The organism is Pseudomonas sp. Leaf58, from assembly GCF_003627215.1.
Classification (GTDB): Bacteria; Pseudomonadota; Gammaproteobacteria; order Pseudomonadales; family Pseudomonadaceae; genus Aquipseudomonas.
In genome coordinates, this window is the sequence record NZ_CP032677.1 from 3,078,773 (window position 1) to 3,096,871 (window position 18,099).

An 18,099-nucleotide genomic window follows, 5' to 3' on the forward strand; every position below is an offset into this window, starting at 1 on the left:
AAGGCCTTGGCCCGGTGCTGCTGTCGATGCTCGCGGCACAGTCTCGCTGCCCCGCCCCGGCGCCGACAATAGGGGCGCCAGGGTTTATTTTTTGTTACCGGATGTCTTCTGCCGTTTGGCCCACCTGCACCGCGTGCTGCGCCGTTTGTCGGGCCACCAATGGGCGCCCGCGGTTGAACCACGCCGCCAGTGCCGGCAACAGGAAAATCGCCCCCAATACGTTGACCAGGAACATGAACGACAACAGCACGCCCATGTCGGCTTGGAACTTGAGCGGCGCGAACGCCCAGGTGCAAACGCCAATGGACATGGTCAAGGCGGTAAACACGGCAGCCGTGCCGCGCTGGCACATGGCCAGGTAAAACGCCTCGCGCAGCGTGGCACCGGCGGCCATCTCGTGCTGAATGCGTTCGTACAGGTAAATGCCGTAGTCCACGCCGACCCCAACGCCGAGGGCCATCACCGGCAAGGTGGCAACCTTCAGGCCAATGCCGAGCAAGGCCATGAGCGCATTGCACAGGATCGCGACGATGGCCAGCGGCACCAGAATGCACAGCACCGCACGCAGCGACATGAAGGTCAGCCAGCAGAACAGCGCCACCGAGCCGAACAGCGCCGCCAACATGGTCACTTCGGCGCGCTTGACCGCTTCGTTGGAAGCCGCCATGACCCCGACGTTGCCACCGGCGAGGAGGAAGTCGACCGCCGGGGTGCGCACGTCGGCGATGATGCGCCGAGCCTCGCCAAGGGCATGGCTGATGGTGGCGCCTTCATGGTCGGCGAGGAACACCAGAATCTGCATCTGCTGGCAGCCTTCGGTGACCAGGCCGTCGTCCGGCATGTACGCCCGTGCGCCCTGGCTCAGGCCCCGGGCCGAGCCGGGGATGGCCGCCCAGCGCGGGTTGCCTTCGTTGTTACCGGCGATAACCCGCTTACCCATGCCGGCCACGCTCTGCACCGACTGCACGCCACTGACCGCCCGCATGCGGAAGTCGAAGGCCTCGACCGCACGCATGACCTCGGGCGACAGGCAACCCTCCTCGATGCCGTTGACCTCGACGAACACCGACAGCACGTCCAGGCCAATCGAGTAGCTGCCGATGATTCGCGCATTGTCCTGGTTGTAACGTGAGTCGCTGCGCAGCTCCGGCGCGCCGGCACCGATATCGCCCACCGCCAGGTCGCGTGCCTTCCAGGCGCCGGCTACCAGCAGCGCCAGGCTCACGGCGAACACGGCCAACGCCGGGCCCGGTTCGGCCAGCGCCGACAGCCGCCACCACAGGCGGTGGCGCCCGGCCTCGCGGGCCTTGGCCTGTTGCAGCGCGGCGGGCTCCAGGCGCAGCCAAGAGAGGATAATCGGCAGCATCAGCTTGTTGGTGATGATCATCAGCATCACGCCGATGCAGGCAGTGACCCCCAACTCATGCACGATCGGGATGTCGATCAGCATGATCACGGCAAAACCCAGGGCATTCATCAGTAACGCCAGCGAGCCGGGGATGAATATCTTGCAGAAGGCCGAACGCGCGGCCTGTTGGGCGCTGGCGCCCGCCACCACGTCCTGCTTCCAGGCATTGGTCATCTGCACCGCGTGGGACACGCCAATCGAGAAAATCAGGAACGGCACCAGGATCGACATCGGGTCGATGCCCAGCCCCAGCAGCGGCAACAGGCCGAGCAACCACACCACCGGCAGCAGCGCCACCACCAGGGCGACCAGGGTCAGGCGCCAGGACCGTGCATACAGCCACAGCAACAGTGCGGTGATGACAAAGGCGATCACGAAGAAGCCGATTACCGTGTTCAGCCCCTCGACCACATCGCCTACCAGCTTGGCGAAGCCGACGATGCTGATTTCGATGTCAGCGCTGGCGTACTTGGCGCGCAGCTCCTCCAGGCGCTTGGCGACTTCGACATAGTCCACCGGTTTACCGGTCTGCGGGTCGATGTCCTGCAGGTCGGCGCGCACCATCGCCGACTTCAGGTCGTTGGCGAGCAGCCGGCCGACCTGCCCGGAGGCCGCAGCGTTGCTGCGCACCTGGGCCAGGTCGGCAGCGCTGCCATTGAAGCGCGGCGGCACCACCACATCACCGTAGAAGCCTGCTTCGGTGATTTCGATGTAGCGCACGTTGGCGGTGAACAGCGAGGTGACACTGGCGCGGTTGACCCCGGAAATGAAGAACACGTCGTCGGTGACTTTGCGCAGGGTGTCGAGGAATTCTGGGTTATAGAGGTCGCCCTCGCCTTTCCAGCGCACGCTGACCAGGAAGCGGTTGGCACCGGTGAAGTACTGGCTGAAGCGCAGGAAGTTCACCATGTAGTCATGGCGAACCGGGATTTGTTTGTTGAAGCCTGGGTCCAGCTGGGTATGGGTGGCGCTGTAGCCCAGGCCCAGGGTCAGCAGCACGAACAGCAACAACAGGCCTTTGCGCCCTTTCATCAAGGCGCTGGCCGTGGCCTGGACGCAACGTGCGGCGCGAGTGTCTGGTTTTTTCATGGTTTGCCTCTTATTGGCTCAGCGCGGCAAGGCTGCCCGCGCTGGCGTCGAAAACCCCTTGTTCACCGCCCAGCAACAGCCGTGAACCCACCATTGCCGCCGAGGTCAGCGTGCCGTGCCCAACCAGGCGTGTAGTGCTTTGCAATTCGCCGTGCTGATCCAGGCGCACCAGTGAACCGCCGGCGCCAACAATCACTAGCCCACCGCCCGGCAAGCGGGTGTGGCCATACAGCGGCAGCGCGTTGCCGATGGGTACTTGGCGCCAGTGCTCGCCAAAGTCATGGCTGACGAACACATGCCCGCGCATGCCGTAGGCCACCCAATCGTTGCCGCTCAGGCGCACGATGCCGAACAGTGAACCGCTGTAGAACGCCGGCAGCGTCTGCCACTGGCCACCGCCGTCCTGGCTGCGCAGCACCAGGCCTTGCTCGCCGACCAGCATGCGCCGGCCATCGGCGCCGCCGTCCATGCCGTTGAGGTGAGCGCTGTCGATGTCCAGCGCCAACGCCTGCCAGGTCGCCCCGGCGTCGTCGGACTGGTAGAACTTGCCAAAGCTGCCGTAGGCCAGTACCCGCTCACCACCGGCTGTCCACACGCCCAGCAGCGGCTCGCCGAGCTTGTTATCGTGGCGCACCTCGCGCCACTGCCGGCCGCCATCCTCGGAGCGCAGGATCCAGCCATCATGGCCGACCGCCAGCAGGCGCTGTGCATCGAGTGCCACCACGGCGGTCAAGGCCACTTGGCGTTGCGGTTCGACCGCTGCCTGTTGCCAGCTGACACCTTGGTCATCGCTGAACAGAATGCTGCCGCGTTCGCCCACGGCTAGCACGCGTGGGCCAAGGTCGAGCAAGGCATTGACTTGCACCCGGTCGGTACGCAGCGGCGCATTGACGGGGGCGGCTTCTGGGCGAGGCAGGAAAGTAAAGATGATGGTCAGGCCGACGATCAGGCAGACCAGGTAGCCAATCACCGAGCGCATGGGTATCGCTCCTGATCGGGGTGCATGGGCAACGCAGCCATGGAGCCATTCCTCTTGTTCTTGTTAGGCGGGGGGCATGGGGATAGTCGGTTGGGCGGGTTCGGGAAACATCGTCCAAATGGCTTAAGGTTTGTCGGTATTGTCCTATCGTTGGCCCGCGAACACCGGCGCAGCGGGCAAGCCCGCTCCTACGGGACGCAATACCTGTAGGAGCGGCTTTAGCCGCGAACACCGGCGGCGCCGGTGCCATCCTCAACGCTGGTACAGAATCACCAAGTCGTTGATCACCGACGGCCGCTCCTGGCCCACCACGTGGGTATTGATCTCCAGCGTCAGCTGGGTGCCGCGCGCCTTCACCTCGACCGCCTTGACCCTGGCCCGGGCATGGATGCGCGAGCCAGCAGGCACCGGCGCCGGGAAGCGCAAGCGGTCGGAGCCGTAGTTGATCTGCGTGGTAAAGCCCGTGATCTCGAAGCCCAACGCCAGCTTCAGCCGCGACTGCAGCACCTGCACCAAGGCGCCATGGGCAATGGTGCCGCCAAATGGGCTGCTGCGCCGGGCGCGCTCAGGGTCGGTGTGAATCCAGTAGTCATCACCCGACAGCTGGGCGAAGGCATCGATCAGCGCCTGGTCCACCAGCACGCTGTTGCTCCAGTCGCTGTACTGCTCGCTAACCAATGCCTGCAGCGCGGCCTGGTCCTGGCAGTCGACTTGCAGGCGCGCCGCCGGGGCCTCGGCAGGTGCTGCGTGGTCGACCACTGGCGGGCTTTCCAAGCGCGCGACATCCTGCTCCAAGCCAGTGAAGCGCAACAGCCGCTTGCCGTTGCCATCGACCTGGGCAAATACCGGCTGCAGCGGCATGCCAATGCGGATCTGCCCCTCCTCCAACCCCACCAGGGTGGTATTGATCCGTACCCCTTCGGCCAACTCCACCACGGCCAGCTTCTGCGGCATTTCATCAATGAAGTCCGGCAGGGTCGGAATGCGCGTCAAGGTGAAGCTGTACAGGGTCGCCTGGCCGCTCACCTCGCGCCACGCCGGCTCCGGCGCCAAGCAGGCCGGGCAGTGCCGGCGGGGGTAGAACAGCCATTGCTCACAGGCAGCACACTGCTGCACCAGCAGGCGGCGGGCCTTGAGCCCTTCCCAGAACGGTGCGGAAATCTCGGTGGCGACCGGCATCGGTTTGTTATTCGACATACTCGTTATGCTCCCTGAAGGATCAATGCGCCCTGCTCGCTCATCACGCCGCCGGTACCGGAGACGTAAACGCTGTCGCAGCGCTGCAATTGGCGTTCGCCAGCGGCCCCGGCAAGCTGCGTAACCGCCTCGATCACCTGCGACATACCGCCGGCCGAACCGGCCTGACCGAAGCTAAGCTGGCCGCCGTGGGTGTTCATGGGGAAATCACCGCGCCAGGTCAGGTCGTGCTCGCGGACAAACGCCATGCCCTCGCCCTTGCCGCAGAAACCGGCGTCTTCCAAGGTCAGCAAGGCGGTGATGGTGTAGCAGTCGTAAATTTGTGCGGCATCGACATCGGCGGGTTTCAGCCCGGCCATGGCGAAGGCGCGGCGCGAGGCCGGGCCGATCGGCGTGTGCACCATGTCCTGGGCGTAGGTTGGCGACTTGAACGCCAGGTGCTCACCAAAACCAGTGATGAACGCCGGGCGCTTGCGGGCACGGGCGGCCAGCGCTTTGTTAGTGATGATCAGCGCCGCGCCGCCGGCCACCGGCATGACGATCTCCAGCACATGCAGCGGGTCGGCGACCATGCGGCTGGCCAGCACCTGCTCCACGCTCAGCGGCTGGCCAAAGAACATCGCCTGCGGGTTGGCCTGGGCGTTGCTGCGCTGGTCCACGGCAATTTTTGCCAGTGCGCGTGGGTCGTAACCGTACTGCGCGGCGTAGCGCTGGGCGATCATCGCGTAGCCGGTGTTCTGGCCCATGTGCCCATAGGGCAGGTCGAATTCCGCCTCTGGCGCACCAAACGCCGTACTGTGGCCACCAAAGCGCATGGCCCGCGCCATCCAGCCTGGGTCTTCGTCCGGCCCCAATGGCGCCATACGCGCCGGCAGTACGCACAGCACCGCCTGGCACAGGCCCAGCTCGATGGCCGCGGCGGCGCGCCAAACCATGCCGACCGAGGTGCAACCACCGAGGTCGACCACTTCGGCGAAGTTCAGCCGAAGGCCCAGGTATTCGGCGGCCATGGCCGGGACGAACACCGATGCTTCGTGAAACTGCGGCCCGTTGATCACCAGGCCGTCCAGGTCCGAGGCATGCAGGCCGGCATCGCGCAGGGCCTGGGCGGCCAGGTCGGCGACCTGTTCAAGGTGGAACATCTTCGGTGCGGTGGCGTACTTTTCCGTTTTGTACTGCGCGGTACCGACGATTGCTGCGTGGCCTTTGAGCCCCATGATGCCTCCGTGCCAGCGCCCGCAGGCGCCAGCGTTGTCAGGTGAACGGTCAGAAGGTGTATTTCAACGAGAAGGTGGCGTAGTCACGGTCGGCATACGGGCGCTTGATCGCATCCGGTGAGCCGAGATAACCCACGTAGGTCAACGCGGCTTCCAGGTTGCCCAGGTACTTGAAGGTGGTGCCTACGCTGATGCGGCGGTCGCCCTGCACCCCGGAGATACTCCCGGACATGGGTGTCGCGCCACTGAACACGTTGGAGAAGCGCACCGGCACTTCCATATCCCAGCCTTGGAAAACCCCCGGATAACTGAACGATGCGCCGACGGTGTAGGCACTGGCATCGCGTGAGCGCCAGCCCGTCGCGGTTTTGTAGGTGTAATCATCGGAGGCTCCGACCAAAGGTTGCAGGCTCGGCAGCAGTGCCACGCCCTGCAGGTTGCCGGCTGCCGAAGTGGCTTCGACACTGTCGACGCGCACGTGAATGATTTCGCCGGTCAGCGTGGTTTGGCTGGCCCAGGGGCGGTCGCCCAGTACACGCATGGCCGACAGCTGGAACTGCTGGCCCTTGCCGCGTGCCGGGGTTGGCCCCAGGCCGGTGTTGACCATCACTGGCGCACCGTCGCGGTAGGACCATTCAGCGCCGACCTGGGTATCGCCGAGTTTGGTCGATGCGCTGATACCGGTGAGTTTGATGTCCTCGAAGTACTTCACCCGATAGCCGTTGGCGGCAAAGGCGGACAAGCCCCCGCCGACCGGCACCGGGCTGTAGCCGACCAGCGCGGTGGCTGGGTTTTTGTCGTGGTAGTTGACGTGGAACAGCGACAGCTCCACGGCCGGTACCGGCCGGTAGCGCAACTGCACACCCCACTGGCCACTGTCGCGCGGCTCGTCGGTGCCCCGGTAGGGCACGTTGCCGGTCGGCGTGATGAGAAACTCACGGCCAGGGCCAATCACATCGGTGCCCGACAGGTAGCTGCCCACCGGGGCCAATTCGGTGCCCTTCCACTCGTACTGCATGTAGGCGCCGAAGGTGAACTGCGGGTTGAAACGGTACGAAGCCGACACCTGGCCCACCGGCAGCAGCACCTCCTTGACCTCGACGCCTGGTTGCGCGGCCTTGACTGCATCGGAAGGGTTTTGCACGCCATTGACCCCAGGGTAATACAGGCTTTCGCCCCACGACTCGATATGGCGCCCGGCCTTGGCGTCGAGCATCGAGTCGTTGTCGAAGCGCCAGCCGCCGAACACATAGGCATCCAGCAAGCGAGTACGGCCACCGCTGTAGTACTTCGCGTCGCTGGTGAACTCGTCGTTGTCACCGTCCTTGTTCACCGTTGCCGGCGAGTTGTTGTCGTTCTTGCGGTGATAAACGTCGTCGTAGAAGGTACTGGCGCGCACCACGGCGCCATAGTTGTCCATGCGCATGATCATTTCGCCCAGTGCGCCCAGGCGGTTGGTGGTCAGGCTGCCCTGGTTGAAGTTGCGGTCGCCGTCATCGGCGTTCACCCCCATCAGGCGGTCGCTGGGCTTTGCCAGGCGCACGCCGATGCCGTAGCTGGTGGTCACCGACCAATCGATGGTGGCGCCATTGTCGAACTCGATGGTCTCCCCCGCCCAAGTAGGCGCTGATGCCAGGGCAATCGCTGCCGTCAGGCTGGCCAAGGGCAAGCCGCGGCCAGCAAGGCCAGTACCGTTACTACCGTTATTGTTGTTCTTGTCGATCACACGGACTCTCCTGATGGGCAACCACCTGGCTGCCAGGAATGTTCAATGTCGCCGTCGGGCCAGGTGCAACCGCAGGTTGCCCCTGCGGGCCCCGGCGGTAGCGGTAATGCGCCTGATGGCGTTCGCGCACCAGCAGCCCTTCGGCCATGAGGTAGTTGGCATGGGCCAACGTTTCACCAAGCGCCATCAGTTCGTCGAAACGCCCTGACAGCTTGGGGAACAGCACGGCCATCAGTTCGAGCGCGCTGCGCGGCTCGTCACAGCTGGCCAACATCCGCGACAACTGGGCCTGGTGATGCGCCTGCAACTGGTCCAGGCGCGTGTGCAGGTTGTAGAACGGCCGCTCGTGGGCGGGCAGCACCAGCACGCTGTCCGGCAAGCCGCGCAGGTGGTCGAGCGAGGCCAGCCAGTCGCGCAGCGGGTCGGCCTCGGGCTCGGTGGCATGCACGCCCACGGTCGGGGTGATGCGTGGCAACACCTGGTCGCCGGCGATCAGCACGCTGCCATCCTCGGCATACAGGCAGGCGTGCTCGGGGGAATGGCCACGGCCGATCACCACACGCCACTGGCGGCTGCCGATGGGCAAGCGGTCGCCGTCGCGCAAACGCCGGTAGCTGTTGAAATGCAACGGGCGGAAGTGGCCGCTCTGGATCAACCGGTACAGCTCGTCGACCTGTTGGCTGGTAAAGCCGGCCTTGAGGAGGAAGTCACAGAAGTCCCAGCCCGGGGCCTGCTCGGGCGGCACCGTTATGTACAGCGAGCGGTATTCGCTGGCGGTCATGTACACCGGGCAGCGATAGCGTTCGGCGAGCCAGGCGGCGACGCCGGCGTGGTCGGAGTGGTAATGGGTGCAGATCACCGCCAGCACCGGCTGGCCGGCGAACAGCTCGGCAAACACCCGCTCCCACACGTCACGGGTGTGCGCGGTGTTCATGCCGGTGTCCACCACCACCCAGCCATCAGCATGGCGCAGCAGGTACAGGTTGATGTGGTCGAGGCGGAACGGCAGGGGCATGCGCAGCCACCACACGCCGTCCAGCACCTCGCGCCACTCGCCGCTGCCTTGCGCCTGTGGCCAGGGGTAGCGCAGGCCGCCCTCCAGCGTGTGGCCGTTGCCGTCGCGGTCAACCATGTTGGCCACCGATGAACGCTGGCAGGCCGGCCTGCGCCAGCATTTCCACCGAATAGGGCTGGTAGCTGCGGCTGTTTTCGTCACGGATGAACAGCGGGTCGGCGCAGGCCTGCGGGCAATAGCCCTGGCGCTGCAAGTCGACCTTGCGCAACTTGAAGGTGCTGGTCATGTCCGCTGCCGCACTCACCCGCACGAACACGGGCGCGGCATAACGCGGCAGACGGGCCTCGGCCAGCTGGTACAACGCCTGCGGGTCAAAGACGTGGCCTGGCTGCATCAGCACCGCGGCCATACCCGCCCTGCCCTCGTGTTCAGGCACTTGCACGCCGTAGACGTTGATCAGCTCAAGGCCAGGCAGGTCGCTGAGGGCGTCGGCCACCTCCTGGGTAGAGACGTTCTCGCTCTTCCAGCGGTAGGTATCGCCGATGCGGTCGACGAAGTAGCAATAGCCGTCGGCATCCTCGCGCAGCAGGTCGCCGGAGCTCCACCAGGCATCGCCAGCCTGCAGCACATTGCGGCGGATCTTGCTCTCGGTGGCGGCAGCGCAGGTATAGCCCTCGAAGCGACCACCGCCGATGTCGGGGTGGTCGACGATAAAGCCCATTGCCTCGCCCACTTCGCCGACCTTGCACAACTGGTAAAAGCCGTTTTCGTCGCGCGGGTGGCAGTCGTTCTCCACGTCGTAGCGCACCAGGCGCAGGTTGGTGCGGTTCCAGTCAGGTACCCGGCCACAGGAGCCCAGGTAATTGTCGACGTTGATCAGGTTGGTATTGGCCTCGGTGGCCCCCCAGCCCTCGAACACCTGGATCGGCCCGAAGCGCTCGAGCCAGCGCTGCCAAGCGTCGCCCGACAAGCCGGCACCGAGCATGCAGCGCAGGCTGTGTTCACGCTCGCCAGGCTGTACTGGGCGGTTGAGCAGGTAGCGGCAGATTTCGCCGATGTACTGGAACACGCTGATGCGATGGCGGGCGACGTCGCGCCAGAACTCGCGCACGCTGAACTTGCGCCGCACCACGATACTGGCACCGACGCGCAGCGCCGTGGACGTGACCGACGTAGCGGCGGCGCCGTGGTACAGCGGCAGGCAGCAATAAAAGACATCATCGGCGGTGGCCTGCAAGGTCACTTCCATCACGTCACCCGACGACATCCAGCGCATGTGGCTGTAGCGCGCGGCCTTGGGCAAGCCGGTGGTGCCCGAGGTAAAAATCAGCAGCGTCGGCGCCTGCGCCTCGATGCCTGCACGCAGCTCTCGCGGGAAACGGCTGCGCGGGGCCGCTGCCAGGTCGCCGGCGAAGGCCGTGTCGACACCGTGTGGCAGCGGGCCGGGCCACGGCTGCTCGGTATCGTTGACCAACCACACCGGCAGTTGCGGCAGGCCTGCGGTGGCCTGCAGGCTACCCAGGCACTCCTCGCCGACCACCAACGCCTTGGCACCGGTGGTTTGCAGGGCATGCAGCAAGGGCTTACCGGAGACCTGGGTGTTGATGAAGGCCACCACCACACCGAGCTTGACCAGGCCAAACCAGCAGGCAAAGAACGCCGGGCGGTTTTCCATCAGCAAGGCGCACACGTCGCCGGGGCCCAGGCCCCGCGCCAGGCAGGCATGGGCCATCTGGTCGGCAAGCGCGTCGAGCTGGGCGTAGCTCAGCACCTGCTCGCCATAGATGAGGAACGGGCGCTCGGCGTGGGCGTCGGCCTGCGCCTCCAGGCGATCGGCCAAGGTGTAGTGGTCGCGCGGCTTGATCAGTGCGCTGGCGGCACTGCGCCGGTCGAGCAAGGCCTGGGTCTGCTCGCGGCTGACCGGTTGCTGGCGTGCCGGGGTCATCACCTGCGGCAGGTTCATGGCGTCACCTCCAGGCTGGCCTGCCAGCTGGGGTAATCGCTGTAGCCGTGTGGCCCGGGGGTGTACAGGGTCTTGCGGTCGAACCCCGCCAATGGCCGGCCGTGGCGCAAACGCTCGACCAGGTCGGGGTTGGCGATGAAGTGCCGGCCGAAGGAAACGGCCGCGCCCTGCCCGGCCGCCAAGGCGGCCTGCGCCGATACAGCGTCGAAGCCGTCATTGAGGATCAACGCTTGCGGGCTGTAGCGGCGTGCCAGGGCGAAAGCATCCAGGCCGGGTACGGGCGAGCGCATGATGTGCAGGTAGGCCAGGCCCAGCGGCGCCACTGCCGCGCACAGCGCCGCACTGGTCACGGCCGGCTCGCTGTCGTCGATGTCGTTGTAGGGGTTGCCGGGGCACAGGCGCAGGCCCACGCGGCCGGCGCCAATCGCCGCGGCCATGGCTGCGAGCACCTCCTGGGCAAAGCGCACGCGGTTGTCGGCGCTGCCGCCGTAGTGATCGCTGCGCTGGTTGCTGCCGGCAGCCATGAACTGCATCGGCAGGTAGCCGCTGGTGCAGTGCAGCTCGACGCCATCGAAACCGGCTTCGCGGGCATTCAGCGCGGCCTGACGGTAGTCGTCGATCACCCCGGCGATACCTTCGACCGTTAGCGCCTCGGGCATCTCGGTGTCGACCATGCCGGCGGTATCGCTGAACAACTGGGTGCGCGCACGAATCGCTGACGGCGCCACCGTCGCTGCGCCCTGCGGCTTGTTATGACGGCTGGCGGCACGCCCCACATGCATCAGTTGCAGCACCATGCGCCCGCCCTCGGCGTGCACGGCGCGGGTCACCTGGCGCCAAGCGGCAATCTGTTCGGCGCTGTAGATCGCCGGGGTGCGGCAGTAGCCCAGGCCGCTGGCGGAAGGCGCGGTGCCCTCGGCCACGATCAGCCCGGCAGTGGCCCGTTGGCGGTAGTAGGAAACCATGTCACTGCCCGGCACGCCTTGGCTGTCGGCACGGCTACGGGTCATCGGGGCCATGACGATGCGGTTGGCCAACTGCAGTTCGCCCAGCCGCACAGGCTCGAACAACATGCTCATTTCAGCTCCTTCAGTTCTTCTTGTTACCGGTGTGCAAGGGGCGCGAAACACCGGGCATGGGCTGAATGATTCACCTTGGGCAGGTGCGAAACATCGTCCGTCGAGACTAGTATTGCGCTACCCGGCAAACGCCCGGCGCGGGCCGTTGCCAGGCGCCGGTAATGGTCTGAACAGACGATGAAATCGCGCCAGGATGCGCCGAGCATCGTGCGCATCTAAAACAAGAAGCGGAGCCGTACAGTGAACCCATCCCCTCCTGTGACCTGGCGTACCCATTACGCCTTGCTGGTACTGGCCAGCATCTACGTGTTCAACTACATCGACCGCCAGTTGATGGCGATCCTGATCGAGCCGGTGAAGCTGGAGTTCGGCATTTCCGACACGGGTATCGGGCTGCTCTCGGGGGTTACCTTCGCGGTGTTCTACACGGTATTCGGCCTACCGTTGGGGCGGCTGTCGGACCGTATCGGGCGCAAGCCGGTGATTGCCTTCAGTTGCATGGCCTGGAGCCTGATGACCATGCTTTGTGGCATGGCTAGCAACTTCTTGACCTTGGTCCTGGCGCGAATCGGCGTAGCCATTGGCGAGGCTGGCGGCACCGCACCCTCAGTGGCAATGGTCTCCGACCTGTACCCGCCGCAGCGCCGCTCCACGGCCCTGGCGGTGTTGATGCTTGGCTCAAGCCTGGGCGCCATCGTCGGCCTGGGCCTGGGTGGCTGGATTGCCCAGCACCATGGCTGGCGTTATGCGTTCCTGCTAATTGGTGCGCCGGGCATTTTCCTTGGCTTGGTGCTGTTGCTGACCGTGCGCACGCCGGCGCCAGTAAAATTGCAGCAGGCCAGCGCCGCAGCGAGCGAAAGCTGGCGGCAGACCCTGGTCGAGCTGCTGCGCATGCCCTCGTTTACCTGGCTGGTGCTGACCGGCGGCTCAGCGGCGATCGCCGGCTACGCCATTGGCACCTGGAGCCCGAGCTTCCTGATCCGCTCCCATGGCCTGAACATGCAGCAAGCGGGCTTCCTGGTGGGGGTGATCGGTGGCACCGGGTCGACTATCGGTACCCTGGTGTGCGGTATGCTCACCGACCGCCTGGCCCAACGTGATGTTGGCTGGCAGATCGGCGTGCCGTTGCTGGGCACCCTGCTCAGCATCCCCTTTGCCCTGGCCTACTTCCTGTGGCCACAGGGCATCGCCTTCTACATCGGTGACACGCCGGTGCCGCAGGCGTTTCTGTTCTACAGCGCGTTCGGCTTCTTTGGTGTGTGGTGGGCAACACCGTGCCTGGGCGCGATTACCCATCTGTTCCCGGCCAACCGCCTGGCCCAGGCCACGGCGATCTTCGTCATGGCTATGACCTTGCTTGGGGTTGGCGTGGGGCCGTTGCTGATTGGCATGCTCAGTGATCTGTTCCTGCCGCGGTTGCAGGGGGAGTCGTTGCGGTATGCGCTGGCGGCCTCGGTGGTGTTGTTGGTGTTGGCGGCGGTGTTTCTGGCGTTGGCCTTGCCGCGTTATCGGGCGCAGATCAAGGGCTTGGCCGCTGCCAAGGTGATTGGTGCTGTGGCTGTTTAGGGGCTGTACCTGCCTCTAGAGTGGCAGCGCCTGGGAGACCGAGCGCCGCCCGCGCGGCGCTTCGCGGCACAAGGCCGCTCCCACATCTGTTTCGGGCCAATTATTCCTGTGCCAGGTGGGTTGCAGCCTCGGCGCATGGCTTGAGATGGATGAAAAGCAGCAGCGCAACCTTCGCTATCGAACGGAACAAACAAGGCGCCCAGAGGTGACCACACAGGAGTGACTGGCCCGAAACAGATGTGGGAGCGGCCTTGTGCCGCGAAGCGCCGCGCGGGCGGCGCTGGATCTCACAGGCGCCAACTATCTCAAGACATGCGCCTATCAGCCCAACCCCAATCTGTTTCGGGCCAATTATTCCTGTGCCAGGTGGGTTGCAGCCTTGGCGCATGGCTTGAGATGGATGAAAAGCAGCAGCGCAACCTTCGCTATCGAATGGAACAAACAAGGCGCCCAGAGGTGACCTCACAGGCGTGACTGGCCCGAAACAGATGTGGGAGCGGCCTTGTGCCGCGAAGCGCCGCGCGGGCGGCGCTCGATCTCACAGGCGCCAACTATCTCAAGACATGCGCCTATCAGCCCAACCCCAATCTGTTTCGGGCCAATTATTCCTGTGCCAGGTGGGTTGCAGCCTTGGCGCATGGCTTGAGATGGATGAAAAGCAGCAGCGCAACCTTCGCTATCGAATGGAACAAACAAGGCGCCCAGAGGTGACCTCACAGGCGTGACTGGCCCGAAACAGATGTGGGAGCGGCCTTGTGCCGCGAAGCGCCGCGCGGGCGGCGCTCGATCTCACAGGCGCCAACTATCTCAAGACATGCGCCTATCAGCCCAACCCCAATCTGTTTCGGGCCAATTATTCCTGTGCCAGGTGGGTTGCAGCCTTGGCGCATGGCTTGAGATGGATGAAAAGCAGCAGCGCAACCTTCGCTATCGAGTGGAGCAAACAAGGCGCCCAGAGGTGACCCCACAGGCGTGACTGGCCCGAAACAGATGTGGGAGCGGCCTTGTGCCGCGAAGCGCCGCGCGGGCGGCGCTCGATCTCACAGGCGCCAACTATCTCAAGACATGCGCCTATCAGCCCAACCCCAATCTGTTTCGGGCCAATTATTCCTGTGCCAGGTGGGTTGCAGCCTTGGCGCATGGCTTGAGATGGATGAAAAGCAGCAGCGCAACCTTCGCTATCGAATGGAACAAACAAGGCGCCCAGAGGTGACCTCACAGGCGTGACTGGCCCGAAACAGATGTGGGAGCGGCCTTGTGCCGCGAAGCGCCGCGCGGGCGGCGCTCGATCTCACAGGCGCCAACTATCTCAAGACATGCGCCTATCAGCCCAACCCCAATCTGTTTCGGGCCAATTATTCCTGTGCCAGGTGGGTTGCAGCCTTGGCGCATGGCTTGAGATGGATGAAAAGCAGCAGCGCAACCTTCGCTATCGAATGGAACAAACAAGGCGCCCAGAGGTGACCTCACAGGCGTGACTGGCCCGAAACAGATGTGGGAGCGGCCTTGTGCCGCGAAGCGCCGCGCGGGCGGCGCTCGATGTGTGCCCCCCTGCAAATCCCAAGGCAGGCACCTGGCAGCCCTCCCCCAATCTCCCGCCCCCTCAACGCAGCCACTACTTCCCGACATTGCAACACAACAAAAAAGGCCTGCCAGGGTCGCCCCTGCCAGGCCTTTTACACATGCGAATACCTCAGCCCATCAACGCCCAATCGCCCGCGCCGCATCGGCGGTGTACATGTCCGGGGTAAACTTGCTCTCGTTGAGAATCGGCCCCTTCTTCGCCTCGTTGGTCATCCCGTACCCGGTGTACTGCCCAGAATTCAGGTCCATGAAAAACTGCGAACCCGCCTGCCAGCCACTCATGTCCGGGTGGTAGTAGTAATTGATCATGGCGTGCTTCCACAACTGCCCACGGGCATCGTAGTTGTCAGCCATCACCGCGTTCCAGGTGTCTTCGTCGATGAACAGCACACGCTTGCCGTACACATGGCGGTAACCTTCCTTGAGGTCGGCCTCGACTACCCACACCCGGCGCAACTCATAACGCATGAACTCCGGGTTGGGATGGTTGGGCGTCAGCAGCTCGGCATACTTGACGGTACCGGCGTTGGCCTTGAAGGCGTTGGCCGGGATGTACATTTCACGCTTGCCCAGCAGCTTCCAGCTGTAACGCTCCGGCGCGCCGTTGAACAGGCGGTCCTCGTCCACGGTCATGGTGCCGTTGGTGCCGATCATCGGTTGGTCATAACCATACCCTGGCATCTGCCGTACACGACGGGTCGACGGGCTGTAGGCCCAGGCCTGGCGCGATGAGGTGACGAAGTTGTAAGGCTCATGGGCAATGCTGATCACACCGTTGTCACGGGCCGGCTTGAGCGTGGTGTTGTAGCTCATCGCCTGGATCATGTCGGAGGTTTTCGGCTCCACCGTCGGTGAGTTGGCCTGCGACAGGTTGCGCGCATGGGCGCGGCCCCAGCCGATGCTGCCGTTAGGCAGTACCGAGGCGAGGTCGGAGATTTTCTCCTCGGTGTAGGCGCGTGCTGGCAACTGGTGGTTCCACAGCACTTCCATGCCGTTCTTGGGGATGGGGAACGGCACCTGGCCCAGGCCCTCGACACCCAGCCCGTCGTTGACCAACTTGGCGCTCACGGCGTTTTCCATGACCCGGCGGCACACGTAGTCGGGGTAACGAAAGTCACGGTGCCCCGGGTAGATGTTCATTTTGTAGGTGCTGGGGTATTTCTTCAGCAGCGCCTTTTGCCCTTCGGTCAGGTGCTCGGCGTACTGGGCCATGTTCTGCGCGGTGATCACCAGGATTGGCTTTTCATCGGCATACGGGTCCACCGGCTGGTCGCCGGAGAACTTGACGTGGTTCCAGCCCGGCACCTGGCCCAGGTACTTGCCGGTGTAGGGCGGGATGGTGCCCGCGGCATTGCCGGCCTGCTCGGCACCGACGCAGGTCAGGTCCTTGCCAAGCCGGGCGGCTTCTTCTGGCGATACGGCCGCATAGGCGCCGGTGATCAGGCCCGTGTTCAGGGTTAAAGCGGCTGCAAGCATCACACCTGTTGTTGTTTTCATGTACTGCCTCCTTCGCTGATAAGGCTTGTGGTATGGCTTCATTGTTCCGGTTCCGGCGGGCGCGGCATCGTCCGGAGGGACTAACAATCACACGCTGCCCAAACGTGCCTTGAGCTCAGCCTTGAGCACCTTGCCGGTAGCGTTGCGTGGCAATGGCTGGTCGACGCGATAAACCTGGGCCGGCACCTTGTAGGCCGCCAAGCGTTCGGCAATGAAAGCAAGTACCTGCTGGTCCGCCGGCAGGCTGGCTGCCGCACCGTGGATCGCCAGCGCCACTACTTCACCGAGCAACGGGTGGTCGACAGCGAACGCCGCCGCTTCCAGCACACCGGGCATGTCGCTGACGCAGGTCTCGATCTCGACTGCCGAAATTTTCTCGCCGCCGCGGTTGATCAGGTCCTTGACCCGCCCGCTGATGTACAAGAAGCCCTGTTCATCGAGGTAACCGAGGTCGCCGGTGTCCAGCCAGCCGTTGCGCAGGGTCTGCTGGCTGGCCTCGGCGAGGTTCCAGTAGCCTTCCATCAAGGTCGGCGAGCGCAACCAGATCAGCCCTTCGCGGCCAGCAGGCAACGGTTGCGACGGGTCGTCGCCAATGCACACCTCGACGATCGGCAACGGCCAGCCCGCCGCTGCCGGCCGGTAGGCGAACACATCGCCGCCAACCGCCGCGCCAATGCCATTGCTTTCCGTCAGGCCGTAACCACTGCCGGCAATCACCTGTGGCTTGCGCCCGAGCATTTCGTCCAGCAAACCGGCCGACGAGGCGCCACCGCCCAGGCCAAGGCCGAACAGGCTGGCGGTGTCAGCGCCGCCGTAACGGGGCGAAGCCAGCAGCTGCTGCATCATCACCGGCGCACCATTGAACTGGGTGCAGCGCTCGTCGCGGATCAGGTCCAGCGCTTGCTCGGCGTCCCACTTGTACATCAGCAGCAAGCGTCGGCCACCGCGCAAGGCTGAGAGGAACTGCGCATGCAGGCCACTGACATGGAACAACGGCACCGCCATCAAGGTGGTCGAGGCAAAGCCACTGCTGAGCATGCCGGCAATTCGTTCGGGCGACGTCAGCGCGCAGAACGCACCCTGAAACTCCAACGCGGCCAGGGCTTGGCAGATCGCTCGGTGGCTGGACAACACGCCCTTGGCCCGGCTGGTGGTGCCGGAGGTGTAGAGGATCAGCGCGGGGGCCTGCGGCTCGATGTCCACGGCCGCCACGGGCAGCGGCGCAGCCGCCAGCAGGTCCTCGTAGCGCAGGCAATGCGCGGGCAGTTTGGCGGCGGCGGCGCGGCCGACCACGATGAAGGTGCGCCCGCTCGCCGCCAGGTCATCCTGCAGCAACGCCAGGCGCGCCTCGTCGCCAATCAACAGACGCGCACCGCTGTCCTCAACGCCATGCAGCAACTCATCATGCAGGCCCCAGCTGTTCAGCGGCACGCACACTGCCCCGCACCGCTGGATGGCGGCAAATGCCACCAGCCAGGCCGGCTGGTTGCGCATGGCAATGGCCACCCGCTCGCCGGGGCGCAGGCCCAGCGGACCAGCCAACTGCCCGGCCAGCCGGTCGACAGCGTCGAAATAGGCGGCGAAGCTCAGGCGCTGCTGTTGCCAGACGACAAACTCCTTGTCGCCATGCACCCGTGCCGCGTCGATCACCTGCAACAGGTTGCGCGGCGCGTGGCGGAAGTAACGCGGGCCGCCGTCGGCCGGGGTCACCACTTCGAAAGGCGAGCCTGGGGCAATCAGTTGCTCCCAGGCTTGTCGCCAATGGTCAATGCTCATCAG

At 64.8% G+C, this 18,099-nt stretch carries 11 protein-coding genes; 1 reads left to right on the forward strand and 10 read right to left on the reverse strand.

Annotated features, from left to right (window positions below):
- Positions 1 to 94: 94 nt before the first annotated feature.
- From DV532_RS14290 to DV532_RS14325, 8 genes are all read right to left on the reverse strand, one after another.
- A complete protein-coding gene (locus tag DV532_RS14290) occupies positions 95 to 2,497 on the reverse strand; it encodes an RND family transporter (protein ID WP_056801290.1) in 2,403 nt (800 codons plus the stop codon).
- Positions 2,498 to 2,507: 10 nt separating this feature from the next.
- A complete protein-coding gene (locus tag DV532_RS14295; protein ID WP_056801288.1) occupies positions 2,508 to 3,476 on the reverse strand; it encodes a YCF48-related protein in 969 nt (322 codons plus the stop codon).
- Positions 3,477 to 3,728: 252 nt separating this feature from the next.
- Positions 3,729 to 4,673 carry an OB-fold domain-containing protein gene (locus tag DV532_RS14300; RefSeq protein WP_056801286.1) on the reverse strand — a complete coding sequence of 315 codons (945 nt, stop codon included), beginning with the start codon at positions 4,671 to 4,673 and terminating at the stop codon, positions 3,729 to 3,731.
- Positions 4,674 to 4,678: 5 nt separating this feature from the next.
- A complete protein-coding gene (locus tag DV532_RS14305) occupies positions 4,679 to 5,890 on the reverse strand; it encodes a thiolase family protein (RefSeq protein WP_056801285.1) in 1,212 nt (403 codons plus the stop codon).
- 49 nt (positions 5,891 to 5,939) lie between these two features.
- On the reverse strand, positions 5,940 to 7,616 hold the full coding sequence (locus DV532_RS14310; RefSeq protein ID WP_056801283.1) for a DUF1302 domain-containing protein: 1,677 nt from the start codon (positions 7,614 to 7,616) through the stop codon (positions 5,940 to 5,942).
- Positions 7,594 to 8,748 carry an MBL fold metallo-hydrolase gene (locus tag DV532_RS14315; RefSeq protein ID WP_082477007.1) on the reverse strand — a complete coding sequence of 385 codons (1,155 nt, stop codon included), beginning with the start codon at positions 8,746 to 8,748 and terminating at the stop codon, positions 7,594 to 7,596. The genes DV532_RS14310 and DV532_RS14315 overlap by 23 nt, the downstream gene beginning before the upstream one ends.
- Positions 8,741 to 10,594: a long-chain-acyl-CoA synthetase gene (locus DV532_RS14320; protein ID WP_056801281.1), complete on the reverse strand. Its 1,854-nt coding sequence runs from the start codon at positions 10,592 to 10,594 to the stop codon at positions 8,741 to 8,743. Before DV532_RS14320 ends, DV532_RS14315 begins: the two co-directional genes overlap by 8 nt.
- A complete protein-coding gene (locus DV532_RS14325) occupies positions 10,591 to 11,673 on the reverse strand; it encodes an alkene reductase (protein ID WP_056801279.1) in 1,083 nt (360 codons plus the stop codon). Before DV532_RS14325 ends, DV532_RS14320 begins: the two co-directional genes overlap by 4 nt.
- Positions 11,674 to 11,913: 240 nt before the next feature.
- On the opposite strand from DV532_RS14325, the gene DV532_RS14330 reads away from it, so the two are divergent.
- A complete protein-coding gene (locus DV532_RS14330; protein WP_056801277.1) occupies positions 11,914 to 13,239 on the forward strand; it encodes an MFS transporter in 1,326 nt (441 codons plus the stop codon).
- A gap of 1,701 nt (positions 13,240 to 14,940) precedes the next feature.
- On the opposite strand, the gene DV532_RS14335 is transcribed toward DV532_RS14330, so the two are convergent.
- Both DV532_RS14335 and DV532_RS14340 read right to left on the reverse strand, forming a co-directional pair.
- Positions 14,941 to 16,299, reverse strand: coding sequence for a DUF1329 domain-containing protein (locus DV532_RS14335; RefSeq protein WP_082477031.1), 1,359 nt, complete (start codon positions 16,297 to 16,299; stop codon positions 14,941 to 14,943).
- A 108-nt stretch (positions 16,300 to 16,407) separates the two neighbouring features.
- On the reverse strand, positions 16,408 to 18,096 hold the full coding sequence (locus DV532_RS14340; RefSeq protein WP_056802260.1) for a class I adenylate-forming enzyme family protein: 1,689 nt from the start codon (positions 18,094 to 18,096) through the stop codon (positions 16,408 to 16,410).
- Positions 18,097 to 18,099: the final 3 nt, after the last annotated feature.